Source organism: Kushneria aurantia DSM 21353 (assembly GCF_000382245.1).
Classification (GTDB): Bacteria; Pseudomonadota; Gammaproteobacteria; order Pseudomonadales; family Halomonadaceae; genus Kushneria; species Kushneria aurantia.
This window is the reverse complement of the sequence record NZ_KB907864.1, coordinates 128287-149641: the sequence shown is the minus strand read 5'-3', so window position 1 is coordinate 149641 and position 21355 is coordinate 128287. Positions and strand designations below refer to the sequence as shown.

The following is a 21355-nucleotide window of genomic DNA, read 5'->3' as shown; positions in this document are numbered from 1 at the left end:
CCCGCAGGCGCTCCGACGTCGCGCCTTCAGCTGGTGTGTTCGCTGGGCTGCGGCAGGGCCGGAAGCGAGTTATCCATAAGCTCGACGCTCTGCTGATAGTACTGCTGGCTCTTGCTGTGCTGCCCAAGGTTGGCGTAAAGACGCGCCAGCTCGGCGCAGGCCGTACTGCTGGGGCGCTGGCGGTGGCTCGCCTCGAAGTACTCCTGCGCCTTGCCCCACCAGGCATTACGCAGCGACAGCCGACCCAGCGCCATCAACAGCTCGGGGTCGTTGGGGCGCTCCTGCAGCCATTTCTCGGCGGTCGCCAGCTGACGCTCGGGCTCTACCGACAGCAAGCCATAATGGTGAATGAGGCGGGCGTCCCAGTGACTCTTGAGCGCATTGCGCAGCAGGATTTCCGCCTCGGAGGTCTCACCGTTGCGCTCCAGAATCGAGGCGTAGAGCAGTACCAGCTCGACATCCCCCTTGTGGATGTCGGGCATCTCCGCCCACAGCGTGCGGGCCCGGTGATGGTTGCTGTTCTGCGCGGTCTGCTCCAGCAGGGCGAGATAGGTCGTGCGCTCCAGCGCCACGCGCTCCTCGTTACCGACCAGATCATGGCGCTCCAGCGCCGGCAGCAGGCGCCGCATACCCTCCCAGTCATGCACCTGCAGATAGGCCTGCTTGAGAAGCCGCAGCACCTGCTGGTGTTGCGGCATGCTCTCGTGCAGGCGGGTCAGAATCGCCAGCGCCTGCTCCGGCTGGCGACGATCCAGCAACAGCTGCGCCTGCATCAGGGCCACTGCGTTGTCAGCGTCGCTGTTACCCTGCTGAGCCTGCTTCAAAAGCTCGTCGGCCTGGTCATGACGGCCCTGATAGTGCGCCGCCAGCGCTGCCGAGAGGTAGTTGACCAGCGGCGTCGAGGCATCATCCGCCGAGCGTGTCAGCGCCCGTTCGGCGCGCTTCCAGCGCCCGTCGCCCAGTGCCACCAGCCCCTTGTGGGTACGATGCATGGCCTGACGATGGCGCGAGCGCCGGGTCCAGCCACGCAGACCTTCGACCGGATGACGCATACGCCACAAAAGACGCAACACAAAGTGTAGCGCCAGAAAAATGGCAAACAGCAGCAGCAGGCCGAACCAGAAGGAGGTCTGCACCGAGGTATCGCCCACCCGGAACATGATGTAGCCCGGCATGGTGATCATCAGCTGACCGAGCAGGGCGCCAACCGCCAGAACGACGACGATAAAGAGAATCAGCTTTCTCATGCCTGACCTCCCTGGTCGTCGCCCGAACCGCTACCGCCATTCTGTGCGCCGCCGCCGTTCGAATTCGTGCTGTCACCGCTCTGCGAGCCGCTGGCGGAACCATTACCGCCACTCTGACGCTGCTGCTGAAACTCGCGCAGGGCATTGAGCGATTCACTGATATCGGGCAGCTGCGGAGTAATGTTGCGCGCGGCGAGAGTGCCCAGCTGATCGACCAGCTGCGATACGTTGCTGTTGTCGCTGCTGAAGTAGCTGCTCACCAGCGACTGCGCCCGCTGCAGGGCGCTCTGGTACAGCTCGCCGTTGTCGCGCATCAGCGCCAGCTGCGCCTGCTCGATCAAAAGCTGCACGTTCTGGCGCAGGTAGGTCTCCTGAGCGGGGGTAATCAGCGCCTCCAGCGGCTCATCGTGGCGGCGCACGGTCACCAGTCCCTGGAGCTGCTCGCCGAGCCGTGCGAGCTGCTGGCGCCAGCCGCCGGAGAACAGCGCCTCGCTGTCCTGCTGCGCCGTCTGCCCCTGCAACTCCTGCGACAGCGGCAGGCCATCGACGCGCTCGGCGAGCGCCGCCAGACGCAGATAGAGGCCGCTCTCGTCGACATCGGGTACGGCCTCGAGCGATGAAATTTCGGAGGCGACCGCGCGGCGCACCGGCAGCAGTGCCGGATTGTCGATGGCCTCGAGGCGCTGGTCGGCGGTTCTCAGCAGCGCCAGCGCACCGCTGACATCGCGCTCCAGCTGCAGTCGCTGATTGGCCATGCGCAGCAGATATTCCACCTCGGCCAGCTGCCAGATACGCGCATCGGTCTGCTGCGTGCTGGAGAACGCATTGAGCGCCTGCTGCAGCGCCTGGTCGTTCTGTTCGAACTGCGACTGTAGACGACTGACCTGCGAGCGCAGGTTCTGAATGCCCTGTGAGCCCTCCTGCACGCTACTGGAGAGCTGGCTACGCTGCTGATTGCCCTGGTCGAGACCGCTCTGCAGCCGAGCGATCGTCTGCTGCTGTTGCCAGTTCCACCAGCTGCCGGCGGCAATCGCCGCAATCAGCACAATCAGGACGATCACGACCAGCGCCATCGGCCCCCTGCTTCCGCCTCCGCTGCGGCGCGAGCGATGTTCGGGGCGGGTATCGCCCGGCTCCGGGGCGCGGCCGCCGGTGCCGCTCGAAGCGCTGCTGCCACTGGTACCGGAGGTAGCGCTGGCGCTGGAGGCTCCCTTCGTGGCACGACCTGTCGCGCTGCTGCCGGCACCCTCGCTGGCACCCGTTGAGGACGTACCGGAGGAGGCAGCTCCCGAAGGTTTCGAGGCTGTCGAAGAAGAGGCGGTTGATGCCGCGCCGGCACCCGAGTCGGTCTGCGGCGAGGCGTCATCGCCGCCTGCCTGCTGGTCTCGACGCCTCTCGGCGTCGTGATTGCCCTGCTCGTCCGATGCGCTGCGCTTGTCTTTATCGTTTTCCTGATTGCTCATTGATCGCTGCCCTTTTTCTGATCCGATAGAGGCGGCCCCGGTCTATGGTGTCCGAGCCCCGGCCGCCGTCTGCGCCAGTGTTTGTGGCGTGGCATCCCCGGCAATGAAAACACACTTATAGTGATGGCCTGCTGCCATTGTAGCCAAACGTTGACTGGATACGATAAGCGGCCTTTGTCGAGTCGCTGCGCTGCACCACTGATCGAGCCACTCGAGCTGCTCACCGCTGGTGACGATCAGCACGGCGAAATCGCCCGCCGCCAGCCGCCGGCGCGCGCCTTCGGGTGGCGGTGACAGCCGCCGCCGATAGAGCGCCAGCCGCGTCAGCGTTGCCCCGCGCGCGGCAAGCGTCATCTCGATCAGTTCGCGCCCGCCCTCACCGGCGGCCAGCAGCACGCGCTCACCCGCCACTTCCTGAAGCCCCGGCAGCGCCAGCAGCGCCTCGCTGGCGCTGCCCGACCCCGCCTCAGGCGCGCCGACCTCGACGCCCAGCTGCGCACTCAAAAGCTCGGCGGTGCTGCGCCCTGTCGCGTAGAACGCAACGCCCTGCGGCAACTGTGGCCAGCGCGCCTCGACCGCTTCGGCAAGACGTTCGGCGGCGAAGGGGCTGGTGCAGATCACGCGGCTGAAATTGTCGAGATCGTACAGCGCGGTCTCCTCCGGCGGCGTTGGCGCACGGGGTTCCAGCCGCATGATATCAAGAGACAGCGGCGCCAGACCGGCACCGCGCAGCGCCTCTTCCAGCGCCGCCGCGCGGGCGCCGGGGCGAGCCATCAGGGCGCAGGGCATCGTCTGCCGGCGCCTCGACGAGCCGGCCGCATCCACCGGGCAGACGCTCAACGCGGCGGCGCCTCGTCGCCATACACCGCCTGCAGAATCCTGCCGGCACCGCGCGACAGCAGGTCTTCGGCGACCCCGACACCCAGCGTCTCGGGGTCGTTGGCCGGGCCGCGCGCCTCGGCGTGAATGACCTCGGAGCCGTCGGGCGCCCCCACCAGGGCGCGCAGCCAGAGGGTCTGATCATCATCCTCGAGCACCGCATAACCGCCAATCGGCACCTGACAGCCGCCTTCGAGGCGGGTATTCATGGCGCGCTCGGCCAGCACCCGCAGGGTGGCGTGCTCATCGATAAGCGGCGCGATCAGCGCCCGCAGGGTGTCGTCGTCGCTGCGACATTCGATGCCCAGCGCCCCCTGACCACAGGCCGGCAGCATCACCTCCGGCGGCAGCCGCTGGGTAATGCGCGCCTCCAGTTCAAGACGCTCGAGACCGGAGGTGGCCAGGATGATGGCGTCGAACTCGCCGGCATCCAGCTTGCCCAGCCGGGTCTGCACATTGCCGCGCAGATTGAGTACCACCAGGTCGGGGCGCGCGGCACGCACCTGAAGCGCCCGGCGCAGGCTGGAGGTACCGACACAGGCCCCCTCCGGCAGGAGATCGAAGCGCTGGTGATGGTTGGAGACAAAGGCATCGGTGGGCGCCCCGCGGTCGAGGATGGCGTGCAGTCCGAGGCCGTCGGGAAAATGCATGGGCACGTCCTTCATGGAGTGCACGGCGATATCGGCCCTATCCGCCAGCATCGCCTCTTCGAGCTCCTTGACGAACAGCCCCTTGCCGCCGACCTTCGCCAGCGGCGTGTCGAGAATGCGATCGCCGCGGGTCGACATCCCCACCAGCTCGACGTCAAGCGTCGGATGCAACGCCTCCAGCCGCGCCTTGACATGCTCCGCCTGCCACAGCGCCAGCTGGCTTTTACGGGTGGCGATTCTGATCCTCTGTGCTGTCACGAACGCTCCCTGCATTGACTGATAAAAAGGTGTCCCATCGGCCGGTCATCATAGTGCAGAGCCGTGCGAGGCGTCATCCGGGCGTGCCGAGCGCCACAAGAGTTCTGTTACACTGCGTGCATCCGTGGCGCCTCCGCGCTCCGGCCCCCGTTATGCAGGACGCCGACAGATGACACAGAGTACCCACCAGACCTGGGGCGGTCGCTTCAGCGAGCCCACCGACGCCTTCGTCGCCGCCTTTACCGCCTCGATCGGTTTCGATCAGCGCCTCTATCGTCACGATATCCGCGGCTCCATCGCCCACGCCACCATGCTCGCTCGCGTCGGCGTATTGACGCCCGATGAGTGCGCCGCGATCGTTACCGGCCTGGGCGAAATCGAAGCCGAGATCGAGCGCGGCGAGATCGAGTGGTCGGTGGCGCTGGAGGATATTCACATGAATATCGAGGCGCGGCTTACCGAACGCATCGGCACGGTGGGCAAGAAACTCCACACCGGCCGCTCGCGCAACGACCAGATCGCCACCGATATCCGCCTTTACCTGCGCGACGGCATCGACGCCGTGGCAAGCGAGCTTACCCGCCTGCGGCGCGCGCTGATCGAACTGGCCAGCCGCGAAGCCGACACCGTGATGCCCGGCTTCACCCACCTGCAGAGCGCCCAGCCGGTCACCTTCGGGCACCATCTGCTGGCCTGGCAGGAGATGCTCGACCGCGACCAGCAGCGCCTGCTGGACGCGCGTAAAAGGGTCAATGTGATGCCGCTGGGCGCCGCGGCGCTGGCCGGTACCAGCTACCCCATCGACCGCCACGTCACCGCCGAACTGCTGGGCTTCGAACGACCGGCGGAGAACTCGCTGGATGCGGTCAGCGATCGCGACTTCGCTATCGAGTTCACCTCTTTCGCCAGCCTTTTGATGATGCACCTGTCGCGCATGAGTGAGGAACTGGTGCTGTGGACCAGCGCCCGGTTCGACTTCATCGACCTGCCGGATCGCTTCTGCACCGGCTCGTCGATCATGCCGCAGAAGAAAAACCCCGATGTGCCGGAGCTGGTGCGCGGCAAGACCGGCCGCGTCTACGGCCACATGATCAGCCTGCTGACACTGATGAAGTCGCAGCCGCTGGCCTACAACAAGGACAACCAGGAGGACAAGGAGCCGCTTTTTGACACCCTCGACACCGTGCTCGGCTCGCTGCGCGCCTTTGCCGACATGATGCCGGCAGTGGTCGCCAAAAGGGACAACATGGCGCTCGCCGCGCGTCAGGGCTTCGCCACCGCCACCGATCTCGCCGACTACCTGGTACGCCGCGGCATCGCCTTCCGCGACGCCCACGAGATAGTAGGCCACGCCGTGGCCTACGGCATCGAACAGGATCGCGACCTCTCCCAAATGAGTCTCGACGAGCTGCAGCGTTTCTCCGATCATATCGGCGAGGACATCTTCGAGGTGCTGACGCTGGAGGGCTCGGTCGCCGCCCGTAACCATATCGGTGGCACCGCGCCGGATCAGGTGCGCGCCGCTGCCGACCGCGCCCGTCGCGCGCTCGACGTCCTGCCCGACTTTGCCCTGGAGCGCGAGGGAGACGCATGAGAACCGCACTTTCCATCCTGCTGCTGACGCTGACGCTGGCCGGCTGCGGCCAGACCGGACCGCTCTACATGCCCGACAACGAACGGGCCAGCGAGCGCTACGATCCTCAGGGCGCCTACGAAGATGACAGCGCTGGCGACAGCGATGCAGCCGGTGGCGGCGCCGAAGTAACGGTACCCGACAGTGGCGACAGCCCCACCACCACCAGCCCCGGGGCCAGCGGCGTATCGGCTACCGCGGCGGGCGCTCCCGCAGCGCCGGAGGCAGCCGAGTAATGTCCGGACATTTTCACTGGCAACAGGGCCGGCTGCACGCCGAGGGCGTCAGCCTCGAAGCGGTCGCCGAACGCTTCGGCACGCCCTGCTACGTCTACTCGGCGGCCGCCTTTACCGATCACTTCCGCCAGTACGCCAGGCCGCTGGCGGGGCGCGATCATCTGATCTGCTACGCCCTCAAGGCCAACTCGAACCTGGCCGTTATCGACCTGCTGGCGCGCCTGGGCGCCGGCTTCGATATCGTCTCGGTGGGGGAGCTGGAGCGGGTGCTGGCCGCCGGCGGCGATCCCGGTCGAGTGGTCTTCTCCGGCGTCGGCAAACGCGATGACGAGATGGCCCGGGCGCTGCAGGTCGGTATTCGCTGCTTCAACGTCGAATCCGAGGCCGAGCTCGAGCGGCTCGACGCCATCGCCGGCCGACTGGGCAAGCGCGCGCCGGTGTCGCTGCGGGTCAATCCCGACGTCGACGCCCGCACCCACCCTTACATCTCCACCGGCCTCAGGGACAACAAGTTCGGCATCGCCATCGACGACGCCGAGCGCGCCTATCGCCGCGCCGCCGAGCTTGCCCACCTCGAACCGGTGGGTATCGACTGCCATATCGGCTCGCAGCTCACCGAGCTGGCCCCCTTTCTGGACGCCCTCGACCGCCTGCTGGCGCTCCACGACCGGCTGGTGGCGCAGGGTATCGCGATTCACCATCTTGACCTCGGCGGCGGTCTGGGGGTCGACTACCGGGGCGAAACGCCGCCGGCGGTGGCCGACTACATGGCCGCCCTGCTCGAACGCATCGGCACGCGGCCCCTGTCGCTGATGTTCGAACCGGGCCGCTCGATCGCCGCCAACGCCGGCGTGCTGCTCACTCGTGTCGAGTATCTCAAGCCCGGTGAGGCGAAAAACTTCGCCATCGTCGATGCCGCCATGAACGACCTGATCCGCCCCACCCTCTATCAGGCCTGGCAGGCGATCACGCCGGTAGTGAACAACGGCGGGCGCGAGACACGTCAATGGGACGTGGTGGGGCCGATCTGCGAATCCGGCGACTATCTCGGCAAGGATCGCCAGCTGGCGCTGGCCGAGGGCGACCTGCTGGCGGTGCACTCCGCCGGCGCCTACGGCTTCGTCATGGCGTCGAACTACAATACCCGCAGCCGCCCGGCCGAGGTGATGGTGGTGGGCGACGCACTGTTCGAGGTCGGCGCCCGCGAGCCGCTTGAGGCCCTGTGGCAGCGTGAATCGCGGCTGCCGCAGGGCGCTGTTGTCGCCGACGCCAACGGGCACCGCTCATGATGCTGCACTTCACCAAGATGCACGGGCTGGGCAACGACTTCATGGTGGTCGACCTGGTCACCCAGCGCGCGCGTCTTGATGCCGAGCTCATTCGCCGGCTGGCCGATCGCCGCTTCGGCATCGGCTTCGACCAGCTGCTGCTGGTCGAGCCGCCGACCCGACCGGATGTGGACTTTCGCTATCGCATCTTCAACGCCGACGGCAGCGAAGTGGAGAACTGCGGCAACGGTGCGCGCTGCTTCGCCCGCTTCGTGCTTGATCAGCGCCTCACCACACGCCGCGAGATCAGCGTGCAGACCGCCGGCGGCGATCTTCAACTGCGTGTCGCCGGCGACGGTCGGGTCAGGGTCGACATGGGGCAGCCGCGCTTCGCCCCCGCCGATATCCCGCTGAACGCCGAAGCGCCCGCCAGCGCCTACAGCCTCGACCATAACGGCCTGGAGGTGACCTTCGATGCCCTGTCGATGGGCAACCCCCACGCGGTGATCGACGTGGCAAGCGTCGACAGCGCGCCGGTGGCGCAGCTGGGACCGGCGATCGAGGCGCATCCGCGCTTTCCACACCGGGTCAATGTCGGCTTCATGGAGATTGTCGCCGAAGACAGGGTGCGGCTGCGCGTCTTCGAACGTGGCGTGGGCGAAACCCTGGCCTGCGGTACCGGCGCCTGCGCCGCCGCGGTCAGCGGTATTCGCCGCGGCCTGTTGACCTCGCCGGTGAGCGTGACACTGCCCGGCGGCGAGCTGACCATCGAGTGGGCGAACCAGGCCACCTCTGTCATCATGACCGGCCCCGCCGTGCGGGTGTTCGATGGCCGCATCGCGATCTGACAAGGCGCCGCCACAGCCAGCAGGAGAGCAAGATGAGCGACGAAAGCAGTGCCGCGGACCGCACGCCAGCGGTCGAGCTCGACGCCGATCAGGTCGGCGCCTGGCTGGCACGCCACCCCGATTTCTTCGCGGGTCGCGAACAGCTGCTCACCACGCTGCGCGTTCATCATCCGCAGCGCGGTAACGCCGTCTCGCTGATGGAGCGGCTGACGCTGGCACTGCGCGACCGCGCCGAACGTGCCGAGGCGCAGCTCGACGGCCTGCTCGACAGCGCCAGGCGCACCGAACAGCAGTATCGTGGCCTGCGCAGCCTGGTACTGGCACTGCTGACCGCCGACTCCCGTGACGCCCTGACGCAGACGCTGGCAACCGAGCTGCATGAGCAGTTCGGCATCGAACATCTTGCGCTGTGGCGCCACTCGAACGCCGGCACGCCCCTTCAGCCACCCGACCGGCAACTGGATGACGCACGCGCAGCGTCCATCGAGGCGCTGCTGGGCGACTCACGCAGCCGCTGCCTGGCGCTCGACGATGACAGCGCCGAACTATTGCTGCCGGGCAGCGGCCTGGCGGGCGGCTCCTGCGCCCTGACCCGACTGACACTGGGCCAGGCGCACGGCTACCTGGCGCTGGGACACGCCTCGCCGACGCATTTCGCCAGCGGCATGGAGACGCTGTTCGTCGACTATCTCGGCGAGGTGGTCATCCGCCTGCTGCTGCGGGAGACGTCATGAGCGCACTCGAAGGCAGCATCGAACGCTTTGTCGCGCACCGCGCCCTGCGCGCCAGCCCTGCAACCCTTGACGCCTATCGGCGCGATCTGCACGCGCTGGCCGCTTTCCTCGCCGCCGAGGGGGTGACCGCCTGGTCGGCACTGGAAGCCGCCATGCTGCGCCGCTTCATGGGTCGCGAACGCAGCCGCGGCATGGCGCCGCGCAGCCTCGCTCGCCGGCTGGCCTCGATCAGACAGTTCGGCGACAGCCTGGTAGAAGAGCGCATCCTCGAGCACAATCCGGCGCGGCTGGTGGAAACGCCCAAACTGCCGCGCCACCTGCCACGGCCGGTGGATGTCGATACCCTTGGCCACTTTCTCGATACGCCCCATGACGGCAGCGCGCTGGCGCTGCGCGACCAGGCGATGCTGGAGCTTTTCTACACCGCCGGGCTCCGGCTGGCAGAGCTGGCGGCGCTTGATCTCGGCGATCTGCGCGACCGGCGGGTCCAGGTGGTGGGCAAGGGCGGCAGGGCGCGCCGGATGCCGACGGGGCGACGCGCCGACGAGGCGCTGAGCGCCTGGCTCGGGGTGCGCGCCACGCTCTGCGCGGAGATGGAAAAAGCGCTGTTCGTCAGCCAGCGCGGCAGCCGACTGGGCCACCGCGCCATTCAGCAGCGCCTCGCGCTGATCGCCCGGCAGCGCGGTCTGCCCGAGCACCTTCACCCGCACCGGCTGCGCCACAGTTTCGCCAGCCACCTGCTGGAGTCGAGCCACGACCTGCGTGCGGTGCAGGAACTGCTGGGCCATGCCCATCTTTCCACCACCCAGGTCTACACCCGCCTCGACTGGCAGCATCTGGCCGACACCTTTGACCGCTCCCACCCCCGTGCGCGGCGGCGTTCCCCATCCTCCGACGAGCAGGAGCAGAGCCCGTGATTTCCGCCATCACCTTCGATCTCGACGATACCTTCTGGGACAATTCGCCGGTGATGGCGACCACCGAACCGGGCCACTATCAATGGCTCAACGAGCGTGTCGGCCACGCCGAGCGCTTTCCGCTGGAGGAGTATCAGCGCCGCCGTATGGCACTGGCGGAGCGCTATCCGCTGCGCCGCGGCGATTTCAACTGGCTGCGCCACCAGAGCCTGACTGCCATCCTGGTCGACTTCGGCTACGACCGCGACAGCGCCTCGCGCTGGGCCGATGATACCCTTGAGCACATGCTGGATCTGCGCCATGAGGTGACGATCTTCGACGAGGTCCCGGCGCTTCTGATCAGACTTCGCGAGGCGGGTCTGCGGCTGGGCGCGATCACCAACGGCAACGTCGATCTGCAGCGGCTGGCGATCGCCGAATATTTCGAGGTGATCATCAAGGCGGGGGTGGCGCTGGCGCCCAAGCCCGACGCGCGCTGCTTTCTCTCCGCCATGGCGAGGCTGGGAGCGCGGGCGCCCGGCGAGGTGATGCATGTCGGCGACTCCTGGGCCGAAGACGCGCTGCCGGCACAGCGGCTGGGCATGCAGGTAGCGTGGATCGACGTACATCAACGAGGCGTACCGGAACCCTGTCCGCCCGGTATTCATCGCCTTGCCCACATTCGCGAGCTGGCGCCGCTGCTGGTCGAGCAGAACCTGCTGAGCCCGAACACCTGAAGGCCATGACGCCGCGGACCGTGCGGGCGGGCAGCTTAAAATCTTCCCTGAACGCACGGGTCGCCATGGTCGACCGCAGGAATTATCATTATCATGTCGGGCCGCGCGAGGCGGCCCACGCCCCGTTTCGAGGTCAGCGGATCATGCGCCCACTCGACATTCTCAGTATTACCCTGGTGCTCTGCGCCACTGCCATGGTGCTGGTGCTGCCGCTGAGCAGCGAAGGCAACATTGCCCGCGGATTCGGCGCCGACGGCAGCGTGCTGCACTATCCGCACGACGCCATGCCGGATGCCGCCCCACCCGACGCCGAAATCGACATGGACCACCTGACGATGGGTGGCGAAGAGAAGTCGAAACGGGGCGACAGGCATCTTTTCAGCCTCGACGACGCGTATCAACAGGAGATCGGTGACGCGCTCTACTCCGACGCCCCCGACAACGAGCGCAACCGCACCACCGAGCTGCGCTATACGCTGAGCGATCGGGTCTATCGGCTATAGCGCTGATGCCACGCCCGACCGGCGCGGCGTCAGCTATCGCTCTCCGGCGACAGCCAGTTCGAAAGCCGCTCGCCGAGTTCTTCCACGCCCTGCTGCTTGTGGGCCGAGAAGAGCTGTACGCTGACCAGATCCTCCCACTCCTTCAACTGATGGCGCACCTTCGACAGCACGCCGGCACCGGCGCCGCGCCCCAGCTTGTCGGCCTTGGTAAGCAGGATATGCAGCGGCATATCGGCCTCGTCGGCCCAGCCCAGCATCATCTGATCGAACTCGGTGAGCGGATGGCGCACGTCCATTACCAGCACGGTGCCCTTCAGCGAGCGGCGCTCGCGCAGGTAGTGAGCCAGGTGGGTCTGCCACTCGCGCTTGACCGCCTCCGGCACCTTTGCAAAGCCGTAACCGGGCAGATCGACCAGCCGGTAGTGCGGCGCGCCGATGGTGAAGAAATTGATCAACTGAGTGCGGCCCGGCGTTTTGGAGGTACGCGCCAGCGCCTTCTGGCGGGTCAGGGTATTGATCGCGCTCGACTTGCCGGCGTTGGAGCGCCCGGCGAAGGCGACCTCGGCGCCGCTGTCGGCGGGTGCTGTGGCCAGCGTCGGCGCACTGGTCAGAAAGCGGGTCTGCTGAAAGTTGTGGCGCATGGCGTTCGCCTTCCGGGGCGGGATGAACTCGGCGCGCAGTGTACCATCGCCGCCGGCGCTGCGCTCGTCAGCCGCCGATCGCTCGGGTAGGATAAGGCCATCCGGGGAACCCTGCCGACACGACAGGTTCCAAGGGGTTGGGCGGGCGTGGTACCACGGCTGGCCCGGTCCACCCAATGATCAAAAATCAGGGAGCACGACTGCAATGCGAAAGTTTTTACCCGGCGCACGCTGGCTGCTGACCGCCATGGCCCTGTGCGGCTTCGCCAGCGCGGCGATGGCCGCCGAGCCCGTTGCCGGACAGGATTACGAGGTGCTCGACAACCCGGTGCCCACCGAGCTGCCCGAGGGTCAGATCGGCGTCACCGAGGTGTTCTGGTACGGCTGCCCGCACTGCTATGAATTTGAAGAACCGCTCGAGGCGTGGGTCGCCGAGCAACCTGACGACGTCACCTTCGATCGCCTGCCGGCGACCATGGGCGACACCTGGATGCGTCACGCGGCCGCTTTCTATGCGGCGAAGGATCTGGGTATCTTCAGCGAGCAGTTTCATCGCGATTTCTTCAACGCCATTCACCAGGAAGGTCAGCGCCTGATCGATCCCGACGACATCGCCGAGTTCTTCACCCATTACGGCGTCGACCGCCAGGCCGCTCTCGATGCACTCGACTCCTTCGGCGTGCGCAGCCAGCTCAACCAGGCCACCGCCCGCATGAAGGCCTATCAACTGATGGGCGTGCCGGCGCTGGTGGTGGATGGCCGCTACGTCATCACGCCGCGCAGCGCCGGGGGCCTTGCCAATATGCTCAAGGTCGCCGACTCGCTGATCGAGCAGGTGCGCGAGCAGCAGGCCAACGCCGGCTGATAGCGGGCGTCCGAGCCGGGACGTGTTCGGTCCCGGCTCTCAGTGCACAGCCTTTGCTCAACCCCGTTGGCGCGCTCCGACCGGGAGCGAGCCTACTCAACGTCCGGAGCCCCATGGACACCAGCGCCACCAACACACCCGTGAGGCTGCGCCTGCTGACCTTCAACATGCAGGTCGGTATCCATACCCGCGGCTATCACGACTACATCACCCGCAGTTGGCAACACCTGCTGCCCAACCGCGGTCGCGCCACGCGGCTCGACCTGATGTGCGATACCTTTACCCATTTCGACCTGGTCGCACTCCAGGAGGTCGACGGCGGCAGCTTCCGCTCCAGTAACATCAATCACGTCGAATATCTGGCGGCCCAGTCGAAATTTCCCTGGGCGCGACAGCAGCTCAACCGCGACTTCGGCCGTATTGCCAAACACAGTAACGGCCTGCTGAGCCGGCTGGCGATCAGCCACGTCGACAACCACCGCCTGCCCGGCCCCAAAGGGCGTGGCGCCATGCATGTACGCTTCGGCGAGGGGCCGGAGGCGTTGCATCTTTTCGTGCTGCACCTGGCGCTGGGCGCGCGTACCCAGAACCAGCAGCTCGACTATCTGGCCAGCCATATCGAGCCGCTGAAAAACGTCATCGTGATGGGCGATCTCAACTGCACCAGCGAGAAACTGCAGGCTCACTCGCGCTTTTCTCGCGCGCTGAAGTTCAGCCCCGGACGCGGCGTCGCCAGCTACCCCTCGTGGCAACCGCGCCGCGCGCTGGACCACATTCTCGTTTCGGCACCGCTCGAACTGACCAACCTTCATCCCCTGCCGGCACTGTTTTCCGATCACCTGCCGCTGGCCGCCGATCTGCAACTGCCCGCGGCCTGCGCGCGCAGCATCGCCATTGCGTCGCTGGGCGGCACGACGCCGGACAGTCTGCGCTAACGTCACGCCCCAACGCTTCCCGCCACCTTTTCGGCCCGTGACGCCAGTATGCTCAGGCTCGGCGCCTGCTCGCCTTCGACTAAAGCGTCATATGCTCAATCCTGTAGAGGTGTATGTTGGACATACTACGGCGCCCGACTGCGTCAGGACCGCTGTATTCCGTTCACCTGCCAGGGAAAGAGAACCATGGCACTTACCGCCGACAGCTGGCCGATCACGGCCGCTCCATTGCAGTTTCCGGGTGTCGATGCCCAGGGCCGCGCCGTTACGGACGCCGAGCCCGAGGTATGGCACGGGGTTTTCAATGAGGTCCTCGAAGCGGGTTTTGACAATATCGACCTCTTCGACGGCTGGGTGCGTCCGGGGGATCTCTCCCCCGAGCGCCTTGATCTGTTCAAAAAAACCGCTCGCGATGCGGGTATCGGCACGCCGGCGATCTCGCTGATCCGCCGCAGCGTGATCGACGCCGAGCACGGTCGCGACAATCTCGCCTACGCCCACCGCAGCCTCGAGGCGGCCGCCGAGCTGGGCTGCAAGGTGGTATCGGTGGGGCTGCACCAGGCGCTGACGCCGGCGCAGCAGAAGCAGCTGTGGTTCTGGACCGTCGAAGGTTACAAGGACCCGGTGGGCGATCGCGACAGCTGGAATCTGGCCGTCGAGCGCCTGCGCGAACTGGGCAAGCGCGCCGACGAGCTGGGGCTGATCCTGTCGCTGGAGATGTACGAGGATACCTATGTGGGTACCGCCGACTCGACGGTGGCCCTGGTCGAGGATATCGGCCTGCCGACGGTGGGCATCAACCCCGACGTCGGCAACCTGATTCGCCTGCATCGTCCCATCGAGGCGTGGCAGGAGATCTTCGAAAAGACCATGCCCTACGCCAACTACTGGCACGCCAAGAACTACATCCGCGACGAGGACATCGCCCGCGATCATTTCGTTGCCATGCCGGCGCCGCTGGAATCGGGGCTGATCAGCTACCGCAAGGCGGTCGAGCTGGGGCTGGCCAACGGCTTCCAGGGCATTATCTGCATGGAGCACTACGGCGGCGACGGCCTCAGCGTCTCGGCGACCAATCAGCGCTATCTGCGCGACATGATTCTACCCAAAAAGGATGGCTACGCGCTCGGCACCAGCCGCGTGCGGCAGAGCTACTGATTACTGTCACCGCCGCGCGGCTGCGCGGCCCCTGATCCTTACGGAGTATCCCTATGACACGCACAGTCGCCATTGTCGGCTCCGGCTATATGGGCGGCGGTATCGCCCAGGTCATGGCGCTGGCCGGCGCCGAGGTTCGCATCAGCGACATCTCCTATGACGTCACGCTCAAAAACCGCGAGCGCCTGATCGAGGAGGCGCGCAAGTTCGTGGCCGACGGCCTCTTCCCGGCCGACGCGGTGGAACGCATCGAAGCGCGCATCAGCGCCGCCGAGACGATCGAAGCCGCCGTCGAGGGTGCCGACTTCATCGAGGAGGCGGTGCCGGAGAAGATCGACATCAAGCACGACATTCTGCGGCGCATCTGCGCCGCCGCGCCGCCGACCGCCATCATCGGCTCCAACACCTCGACCATCTCGATCGCCAGCCTCGCCGAGGCGGTCACCGAGCCGGGGCGTTTTCTCGGCGTGCACTTCTCCAACCCCTCGCCCTTCATTCCCGGTGTGGAGATCATTCCCCACGCCGGCACCAGCGAGGAGACGGTGCGCGAAGCCTGCGCGATCGTCCACGAGACCGGCAAGGAGACCGCCACGGTCAGCGACGTCACCGGCTTCGTACTCAATCGGCTGCAGTACGCGCTGTTCCACGAGGCGACCCAGTTGCTTGAGGAGGGCGTCGCCAGCGCCGAGGATATCGACACCCTGGTACGCACCACCTTCGGCTTCCGCCTGCCCTTTTTTGGTCCCTTCGCGATCGCCGACATGGCCGGGCTGGACGTCTACAACTTCTGCTATCAGTCACTGCAGAAGGACTTCCCCGAGCGCTTCGCCACCCCGAAGGTGCTCAGCGACCTGATCGACCAGGGCAAGATGGGCACCAAGAGCGGCGGCGGTTTCACCGACGTGCCCGCCGAACGCATTCCCGATTTGATCGCCTGGCGTAATCGCGCCTACGTCAAGCTGTCGAAACTGCTCGACGAGCTGGGGCCGCCGCCAATGTCGTAATCGACGCCAGCTCCTCTATCAAGCGGCGCCTCCGGGCGCCGCTTTTTGTGCCCTGCCATCCCTGCCCTGCCATCCCTGGCGGGCACCCTTCGGGCCGCCTTTGGCGTCAAAAATTGCTCCCGGCGATTTTTTGTGCCCTGCCATCCCTGGCGGGCACCCTGACGATAACCCGGTGCCAGTGACGATCCTTCACGGGAGGGTTATATTGGCTCTCCCTTTTCGGGGCTGGATAACAACAACCGGATGGATGCCATAGACATGATAATCAAAAAACTCTCCCCGGCGCTGCTGCTGGCGCTGCCCTTTGTCGCTACGCCCGGTCTCGCCTGGGACTACGGCGAATACGCCGAAGAGACCGTCGATGTTCTGATCGACGACTACCCCGGCCGTTACAGCGGCACCACGAGCTATCGCGGCGCCACCGACTGGATGCGCCAGCGGATCGGCAGTGACACCAGGCTGCAGGACTTCGAGGCGCAGGGCGGCGACGCCTGGAACGTGGTCAGAACCCTGCAAGGCAGCAGTGACCGCAAGCTGGTCGTCGGCGCGCACTACGATAGCGCCTACGGCGTACCCGATCTCGAGGGCCTTGATGATAACGCCTCCGGCGCCGGCCTTTTGACCGAGCTGGCACAGAATCTGAGCGGCATCCCCATGGAAAACGGTATCGAGGTGATCGCCTTCGGCGCCGAGGAGGAGGGGCTGGTCGGCTCGCGGGAGTATGTCGAGCGCCTGAGTGACAGCGAACGCAGCGCCCTGATCGGCATGATCAATATCGACAGCCTGATCACCGGCGACCATATGTACGCCAACGCCGGCAGCGACAGCGTCAACAATCCAGCACTCTTTGCGCTGCGCGATCGACTGCTGGCGATCGCCGATGAGCTATCGATCGATCTGCGCAGCAATCCGGGCCTCAACCCCTCTTATCCGACCGGTACCGGCTGCTGCAGCGACGGCGAAAGCTTCGAGGATCTGGGTATTCCGGTGATCTTCATCGAATCGACCAACTGGAGCATTGGCGCCGACGACGGCTATACGCAGACCACCAACCCCGCCATACCCGGCGGCAGCACCTGGCACGATCCGGCAGAAGATAATCGCGAAGTGCTGACCAATGCCTTCGGCGAGGAGCGCGTTGCCGAGCGCCTGCGGCTCTACTCACTGCTGCTGACCCGACTGCTGGTGGAGCGCAGCAATGCCGATCTGCTCGCCTCGGCGCGCTCGGCAGCTGCGATGGCGCGGGTACAGGCCGACCTGCTGGCAAACCAGCGCTCGGCAGCCACGCGCTTTTATGATGATCGCTTCGGCCAGCTGCTGGTCAGCGCGCCGGTCGCCGGGGAAACCGAGGGCGGATTCGGTATCGAAGGTGCTCACCAACCGGAAGACGGTTTCGATGTGGCGGGCGAACAGCAGCGCAAGGGCGCCAGCTTCTATCTGTGGGGCGACCGCCAATTCGAGGGCGACGTTACTCTCGGCGTCAATGCGCGCTTCGACTATCGCCGTGACGATCTTGCCCACAGCGGCAAACTGTCGAGCGATACCTGGCAGCTGGGCAGCTATGCACTCTGGAACGACGGTGGCGCCTGGTGGCTGGGCGGCAACCTGGGCGCCGGTTACGCCGACCTGGATGCGCGTCGCAGCGTTTTCCTGCAATCGGGCAACGGCCCGGTACTGCTCGACCAGCGCATCGACAGTGACACCAACGCCACCTTTTATGGCGCTCGCCTGATGGGTGGCTACGACGTTGTCAGCAATGCGCTGCGTACCGGGCCCTTCGCGGCGCTGGATTACGGCCGCTACCACATCGACGACTATCGCGAAGACGACCCGCGGCGCACCGCCCTGAATGTCGAATCACAGCGCTTTGACAGCCTGCAGGGCAGTCTCGGCTGGCGTGTGCAGGGCCTGCTCGACCTGCAGGGTGAGGCCGCACTGCTGCCGCGCGCGTCGCTGGCGTGGGTCGAGGAGTGGGGTGACGGGCGTGAAAACTCGCTGCGAGTCACCCCGGCCGCCGATGGCGTCACCCGTGACGTGTCGCTGCCTGCGGTCGATGAGCACTTCGGTCGCGTCGAGGCCGGCGTGGAGATGCGCATGACGTCAAACTTCAGCGTGACCGCCGATGCCACGTCGCGTTTCTCTCATGATGAGGGCAGCCAGGCCGGCTATACGCTGGGCGCACGCTGGCGCTTCTGACGCCTTTCGCCAACGAACGCCGAACCGTTTCCATAAAAAACCGCCGCCGGACTTAACCGGCGGCGGTTCTTTTGGCAGGCAGCAAGCTAACGCTGCTTTACCCCACCGCCATGGTCGCGGCGTCGACCAGCTGCAGCATCGGCTGCGGATAGATACCCAGCGCCAGCACGGCAAGCGCCAGCAGAATGACCATGATGCCGCCGGCGCGCTGGACCCAGTCATTGGCGGCATCGTAGCGCTGCTCGCCACCGGGATCGTCATCGTGCAGGTAGAGCATCACCATCACCCGCAGGTAGTAGTAGAGGCCAAGCGCGCTGCCGATGATGACGCCCGCCACCAGCCACCACAGCCCCGCTTCGACGCCGGTGGCAATAACGTAGAACTTGCCGATGAAGCCCGCCGTCATCGGAATACCGGCCAGCGACAGCATCATTACCGTCATGACCGCCGCCAGATAGGGGCGGCGCCAGAACAGCCCGCGATAGTATTTCAGCGAGGCAACGTCGCTACCCCGCCAGGGGCTGGAGATCAGCGCCACCACACCGAAGGTGGCCAGCGTTGTTGCCACATAGGTGATCAGATAAACGCCGGTGGTCAAAAGCGCCATGTCATCGCTGGCCACTACCACGGTGAGCAGATAGCCCAGATGCGCAATCGAGGAGTAGCCCAGCAGCCGCTTGATGTTGTCCTGACGCAGGGCCATCAGGTTGCCCACCAGCATCGACAGGAAGGCGATGATACTGACCACGACGTGCAGGCTGGCCAACCCGGTGACCGGCGCGGTCATGAAAAGGCGCATCAGCAGGGCAAATACCGCAACCTTGCTGACCGTGGCGAGAAAGGCCGACACCGGCGCGGGCGCGCCTTCATAGACGTCCGCCGTCCACAGATGAAAAGGCACCAGCGACAGCTTGAACGCCATCGCGATGACCATCATGCCGATGCCCATCGAAAGCCAGCTCTGATGGGCGCTATCGCCGTAGAGCGACGCCCCCAGGGCGCTGAACGACAGCGAGCCGGACTCGGCGTAGAGCAGCGCCATGCCAAACAGCAGAAAGGCCGAGGCGGCCGCCGACAGCACCATGTACTTGATGCCGGACTCCAGCGACGGCCGGGTACGGTAGGCGTACGCCGCCATGCCGTAAAGCGGCACGCTGAGCAGTTCAAGACCGAAAAAGAGCGACAGCAGGTGGTCGCTGGCCACCAGCGTCATGCCACCCAGCACCGAGCAGCCGAGCAGCAGGTAGTACTCCTCCTTCTGGTCGTCGAAGCCTTCCAGATAGGCGTGCGCCAGCGTCGTCGCGGCCAGCGCGGCAATCAGCATCAGCGCCATGTAAAGCAGCGCATAGTGATCAATCAAAAGGATCGGCGTGACGCGGATCGGCGCCAGCGGCAGCACCGCCAGCAGCGATAACAGCGCCAGGTTGAGACCTACCGTGGTGATGGTGGCGCTGACAAAGTGGTGGCGCCGCCAGGCGATGCCGAGCATGACCACGATGACCGTGACGCAGACGATCACAAGCGGTAACAGGGCGATCAGATGTGACAATGTCATATTCATGTCGGCTCAGCCCGCAAACGAGGATGAAACAGCAAACCAGTGGCGCACTTCGTTCATCGCGCCCTGAGAGACATCGAGTACCAACTGGGGATAGAAGCCCAGCGCAATCAGCAGTACCAGGGTGCCCAGCAGCATAAGGTACTCACGCCGGTCGAGCCGCGCGATGGTGGTTTCCGCCTTCGGCGGCCCCCAGTAAACGCGATGCATCAGAATCAGCGAGTAGACCGCCGACAGCACCAGCCCGAAACTGGCCACCACCACCACCCAGGGCGCGACGTCGAAGGCGCCGAACAGAATCAGAAACTCGCCAATGAAGTTGCCGGTGCCAGGCATACCCAGCGAGGCCATCACGAACGCCAGCGCAAAGCCGGGTAGCGCCCCCAGCCGGCCGAACAGGCCACCCATCTTTCGCATGTCGCGGGTGTGCAGCCGCTCGTAGAGCTGACCGCTGATCATGAAAAGCCCGGCCGCCGAGAAGGCGTGTGCCACCATCTGCAGGATTACGCCCTGCAGCGCCAGCTGAGTGCCGGCATAGATGCCGATCAGCACGAAGCCCATATGAGAGATACTGGAGCAGGCGATCAGACGCTTGATATCCGTCTGCGAAAAGGCCAGCACCGCGCCGTAGAAGATACCCACCAGCCCCAACCCCATGGCCACCGGCGCAAAGGCCTGGGAGGTGTCCGGGAACAGCGGCAGGGCAAAGCGCAGGAGGCCGTAGGCGGCAGTCTTGAGCAGGATACCGGCGAGATCCACGCTGCCCGCGGTGGGCGCCTGGGCGTGGGCATCCGGCAGCCAGCCATGCAGCGGCACGATCGGCAGCTTGACCGCAAAGGCGATGAAAAAGCCCAGCATCAGCACCCACGCCATGGTGCCGGTGATCGGCGTGTCGCGCAGGACGGTGTAGTCAAAGGTGAGTACGCCGGTCTGGGCGTAGTGGAAAAAGACCAGCCCCAGAATCGACACCAGCATCAGAAGGCCCGAGGCCTGGGTGTAGATAAAGAACTTGATGGCGGCACTGACCGGCGAGCGACCTTCCGATTCATGACCCCACAGGGCGATCAGGAAGTACATCGGGACCAGCATCATCTCCCAGAAGAAGAAGAACAGAAACAGGTCCACGGCGAGAAAGACCCCTACCACACCGCCGATCACCCACATCAGGTTGAGGTGGAAAAAGCCAATGCGATGGTCGATCTCCTTCCACGAGCAGACCACCGCCAGAATCCCCAAAAGGCCGGTCAGGGTGATCATGATCAGCGACAGGCCGTCCAGCGCCAAATGAAAGGAGATGCCGAAAAAGGAGATCCACGGAATGCGGAACTGACTCTGCCAGTCGGGCTCGCTGCCCACCGTGGAGATGGCGTAGTCGCCGGTCACCCACTGCCACAGCGCCAGTACCAGCAGCAGTACCATGGTCGCCAGCGCGATCCAGCGCGGTAATGCCGTGTTGGGTCTGACCAGTTCGTACTGCCAGCACAGCAGCCCCCCGACAAAGGGGATGAGTAACAGCAAGGGCAACATCATGGCGTGTTCGCTTCTCTGATCGTCATCATTGTAATGTGCAGCGTTACCGTCGGCTCTCTGCCCCCGGCAATAACGCTACCCACTCTGTCGGCTCGCATCGGCTCTCTCATCGCGCC

General features: G+C 65.6%; 19 protein-coding genes and 1 pseudogene. 13 read left to right on the top strand and 7 right to left on the bottom strand.

Annotated features, from left to right (window positions below; genetic code table 11):
• Positions 1 to 26: 26 nt before the first annotated feature.
• Genes H146_RS0103670 through hemC form a run of 4 tightly spaced genes read right to left on the bottom strand, consistent with a single transcriptional unit; the run spans position 27 to position 4512 of the window.
• The gene (locus tag H146_RS0103670; protein ID WP_019950501.1) at positions 27 to 1247 is read right to left on the bottom strand and encodes a heme biosynthesis HemY N-terminal domain-containing protein; all 1221 of its coding nucleotides are present in this window, start codon (positions 1245 to 1247) and stop codon (positions 27 to 29) included.
• Positions 1244 to 2710 carry a uroporphyrinogen-III C-methyltransferase gene (locus tag H146_RS18355; protein WP_156826678.1) on the bottom strand — a complete coding sequence of 489 codons (1467 nt, stop codon included), beginning with the start codon at positions 2708 to 2710 and terminating at the stop codon, positions 1244 to 1246. Before H146_RS18355 ends, H146_RS0103670 begins: the two co-directional genes overlap by 4 nt.
• A 42-nt stretch (positions 2711 to 2752) precedes the next feature.
• Positions 2753 to 3499: a uroporphyrinogen-III synthase gene (locus H146_RS18345; protein ID WP_019950498.1), complete on the bottom strand. Its 747-nt coding sequence runs from the start codon at positions 3497 to 3499 to the stop codon at positions 2753 to 2755.
• Positions 3500 to 3546: 47 nt separating this feature from the next.
• A complete protein-coding gene (hemC, locus tag H146_RS0103655; RefSeq protein WP_033195405.1) occupies positions 3547 to 4512 on the bottom strand; it encodes a hydroxymethylbilane synthase in 966 nt (321 codons plus the stop codon).
• A gap of 154 nt (positions 4513 to 4666) precedes the next feature.
• On the opposite strand from hemC, the gene argH reads away from it, so the two are divergent.
• The 8 genes and pseudogenes from argH (at position 4667) to H146_RS0103615 (ending at position 11352) form a co-directional block, all read left to right on the top strand.
• On the top strand, positions 4667 to 6091 hold the full coding sequence (gene argH / locus H146_RS0103650; protein ID WP_019950496.1) for an argininosuccinate lyase: 1425 nt from the start codon (positions 4667 to 4669) through the stop codon (positions 6089 to 6091).
• Positions 6088 to 6189: pseudogene (gene lptM, locus H146_RS22045) on the top strand (LPS translocon maturation chaperone LptM); the annotation flags it as partial. The gene argH and the pseudogene lptM, both read left to right, overlap by 4 nt.
• Before the next feature lie 176 nt (positions 6190 to 6365).
• Positions 6366 to 7655 carry a diaminopimelate decarboxylase gene (lysA, locus tag H146_RS0103640; RefSeq protein ID WP_019950494.1) on the top strand — a complete coding sequence of 430 codons (1290 nt, stop codon included), beginning with the start codon at positions 6366 to 6368 and terminating at the stop codon, positions 7653 to 7655.
• Positions 7652 to 8482, top strand: coding sequence for a diaminopimelate epimerase (dapF, locus tag H146_RS0103635; RefSeq protein ID WP_019950493.1), 831 nt, complete (start codon positions 7652 to 7654; stop codon positions 8480 to 8482). Before lysA ends, dapF begins: the two co-directional genes overlap by 4 nt.
• 32 nt (positions 8483 to 8514) lie before the next feature.
• Positions 8515 to 9216: a DUF484 family protein gene (locus H146_RS0103630; protein ID WP_019950492.1), complete on the top strand. Its 702-nt coding sequence runs from the start codon at positions 8515 to 8517 to the stop codon at positions 9214 to 9216.
• The gene (locus H146_RS0103625) at positions 9213 to 10133 is read left to right on the top strand and encodes a tyrosine recombinase XerC (protein ID WP_019950491.1); all 921 of its coding nucleotides are present in this window, start codon (positions 9213 to 9215) and stop codon (positions 10131 to 10133) included. The genes H146_RS0103630 and H146_RS0103625 overlap by 4 nt, the downstream gene beginning before the upstream one ends.
• Positions 10130 to 10849: an HAD family hydrolase gene (locus tag H146_RS0103620; protein WP_019950490.1), complete on the top strand. Its 720-nt coding sequence runs from the start codon at positions 10130 to 10132 to the stop codon at positions 10847 to 10849. Before H146_RS0103625 ends, H146_RS0103620 begins: the two co-directional genes overlap by 4 nt.
• A gap of 143 nt (positions 10850 to 10992) precedes the next feature.
• On the top strand, positions 10993 to 11352 hold the full coding sequence (locus tag H146_RS0103615; RefSeq protein WP_156826677.1) for a hypothetical protein: 360 nt from the start codon (positions 10993 to 10995) through the stop codon (positions 11350 to 11352).
• Between the two features lie 29 nt (positions 11353 to 11381).
• Here H146_RS0103615 and yihA read toward each other — a convergent pair whose 3' ends face one another.
• Positions 11382 to 11993, bottom strand: coding sequence for a ribosome biogenesis GTP-binding protein YihA/YsxC (yihA, locus tag H146_RS0103610; RefSeq protein WP_019950488.1), 612 nt, complete (start codon positions 11991 to 11993; stop codon positions 11382 to 11384).
• Positions 11994 to 12198: 205 nt separating this feature from the next.
• Between yihA and H146_RS0103605 the strand changes: the two genes are divergently transcribed.
• The 5 genes from H146_RS0103605 to H146_RS0103585 all read left to right on the top strand — a co-directional run bounded on the left by H146_RS0103605 (position 12199) and on the right by H146_RS0103585 (position 18151).
• Positions 12199 to 12858 (top strand): thiol:disulfide interchange protein DsbA/DsbL, encoded by a 660-nt coding sequence (locus tag H146_RS0103605; RefSeq protein ID WP_019950487.1) that lies wholly within the window; start codon positions 12199 to 12201, stop codon positions 12856 to 12858.
• Between the two features lie 113 nt (positions 12859 to 12971).
• Positions 12972 to 13793: an endonuclease/exonuclease/phosphatase family protein gene (locus H146_RS0103600; protein WP_019950486.1), complete on the top strand. Its 822-nt coding sequence runs from the start codon at positions 12972 to 12974 to the stop codon at positions 13791 to 13793.
• Between the two features lie 186 nt (positions 13794 to 13979).
• Positions 13980 to 14951 (top strand): sugar phosphate isomerase/epimerase family protein, encoded by a 972-nt coding sequence (locus tag H146_RS0103595; RefSeq protein ID WP_019950485.1) that lies wholly within the window; start codon positions 13980 to 13982, stop codon positions 14949 to 14951.
• A 53-nt stretch (positions 14952 to 15004) separates the two neighbouring features.
• Positions 15005 to 15955, top strand: a complete 951-nt coding sequence (locus tag H146_RS0103590; protein WP_019950484.1) for a 3-hydroxyacyl-CoA dehydrogenase family protein — start codon at positions 15005 to 15007, stop codon at positions 15953 to 15955.
• A gap of 258 nt (positions 15956 to 16213) precedes the next feature.
• Entirely contained in the window at positions 16214 to 18151 is a 1938-nt protein-coding gene (locus H146_RS0103585; protein WP_019950483.1) for an autotransporter domain-containing protein, read from the top strand.
• 97 nt (positions 18152 to 18248) lie between these two features.
• On the opposite strand, the gene nuoN is transcribed toward H146_RS0103585, so the two are convergent.
• Entirely contained in the window at positions 18249 to 19712 is a 1464-nt protein-coding gene (gene nuoN, locus H146_RS0103580; RefSeq protein ID WP_019950482.1) for an NADH-quinone oxidoreductase subunit NuoN, read from the bottom strand.
• A 6-nt stretch (positions 19713 to 19718) separates the two neighbouring features.
• On the bottom strand, positions 19719 to 21236 hold the full coding sequence (gene nuoM, locus H146_RS0103575; protein WP_245558686.1) for an NADH-quinone oxidoreductase subunit M: 1518 nt from the start codon (positions 21234 to 21236) through the stop codon (positions 19719 to 19721).
• Positions 21237 to 21355 lie beyond the last annotated feature (119 nt).

Bases quoted from the DNA above. Each gene is read 5' to 3' on its own strand.
- H146_RS0103670 (WP_019950501.1), bottom strand. From the start codon at position 1,247: ATGAGAAAGCTGATTCTCTTTATCGTCGTCGTTCTGGCGGTTGGCGCC.
- H146_RS18355 (WP_156826678.1), bottom strand. From the start codon at position 2,710: ATGAGCAATCAGGAAAACGATAAAGACAAGCGCAGCGCATCGGACGAG.
- H146_RS18345 (WP_019950498.1), bottom strand. From the start codon at position 3,499: ATGCCCTGCGCCCTGATGGCTCGCCCCGGCGCCCGCGCGGCGGCGCTG.
- hemC (WP_033195405.1), bottom strand. From the start codon at position 4,512: ATGCAGGGAGCGTTCGTGACAGCACAGAGGATCAGAATCGCCACCCGT.
- argH (WP_019950496.1), top strand. From the start codon at position 4,667: ATGACACAGAGTACCCACCAGACCTGGGGCGGTCGCTTCAGCGAGCCC.
- lysA (WP_019950494.1), top strand. From the start codon at position 6,366: ATGTCCGGACATTTTCACTGGCAACAGGGCCGGCTGCACGCCGAGGGC.
- dapF (WP_019950493.1), top strand. From the start codon at position 7,652: ATGATGCTGCACTTCACCAAGATGCACGGGCTGGGCAACGACTTCATG.
- H146_RS0103630 (WP_019950492.1), top strand. From the start codon at position 8,515: ATGAGCGACGAAAGCAGTGCCGCGGACCGCACGCCAGCGGTCGAGCTC.
- H146_RS0103625 (WP_019950491.1), top strand. From the start codon at position 9,213: ATGAGCGCACTCGAAGGCAGCATCGAACGCTTTGTCGCGCACCGCGCC.
- H146_RS0103615 (WP_156826677.1), top strand. From the start codon at position 10,993: ATGCGCCCACTCGACATTCTCAGTATTACCCTGGTGCTCTGCGCCACT.
- yihA (WP_019950488.1), bottom strand. From the start codon at position 11,993: ATGCGCCACAACTTTCAGCAGACCCGCTTTCTGACCAGTGCGCCGACG.
- H146_RS0103605 (WP_019950487.1), top strand. From the start codon at position 12,199: ATGCGAAAGTTTTTACCCGGCGCACGCTGGCTGCTGACCGCCATGGCC.
- H146_RS0103600 (WP_019950486.1), top strand. From the start codon at position 12,972: ATGGACACCAGCGCCACCAACACACCCGTGAGGCTGCGCCTGCTGACC.
- H146_RS0103595 (WP_019950485.1), top strand. From the start codon at position 13,980: ATGGCACTTACCGCCGACAGCTGGCCGATCACGGCCGCTCCATTGCAG.
- H146_RS0103590 (WP_019950484.1), top strand. From the start codon at position 15,005: ATGACACGCACAGTCGCCATTGTCGGCTCCGGCTATATGGGCGGCGGT.
- H146_RS0103585 (WP_019950483.1), top strand. From the start codon at position 16,214: ATGATAATCAAAAAACTCTCCCCGGCGCTGCTGCTGGCGCTGCCCTTT.
- nuoN (WP_019950482.1), bottom strand. From the start codon at position 19,712: ATGAATATGACATTGTCACATCTGATCGCCCTGTTACCGCTTGTGATC.
- nuoM (WP_245558686.1), bottom strand. From the start codon at position 21,236: ATGTTGCCCTTGCTGTTACTCATCCCCTTTGTCGGGGGGCTGCTGTGC.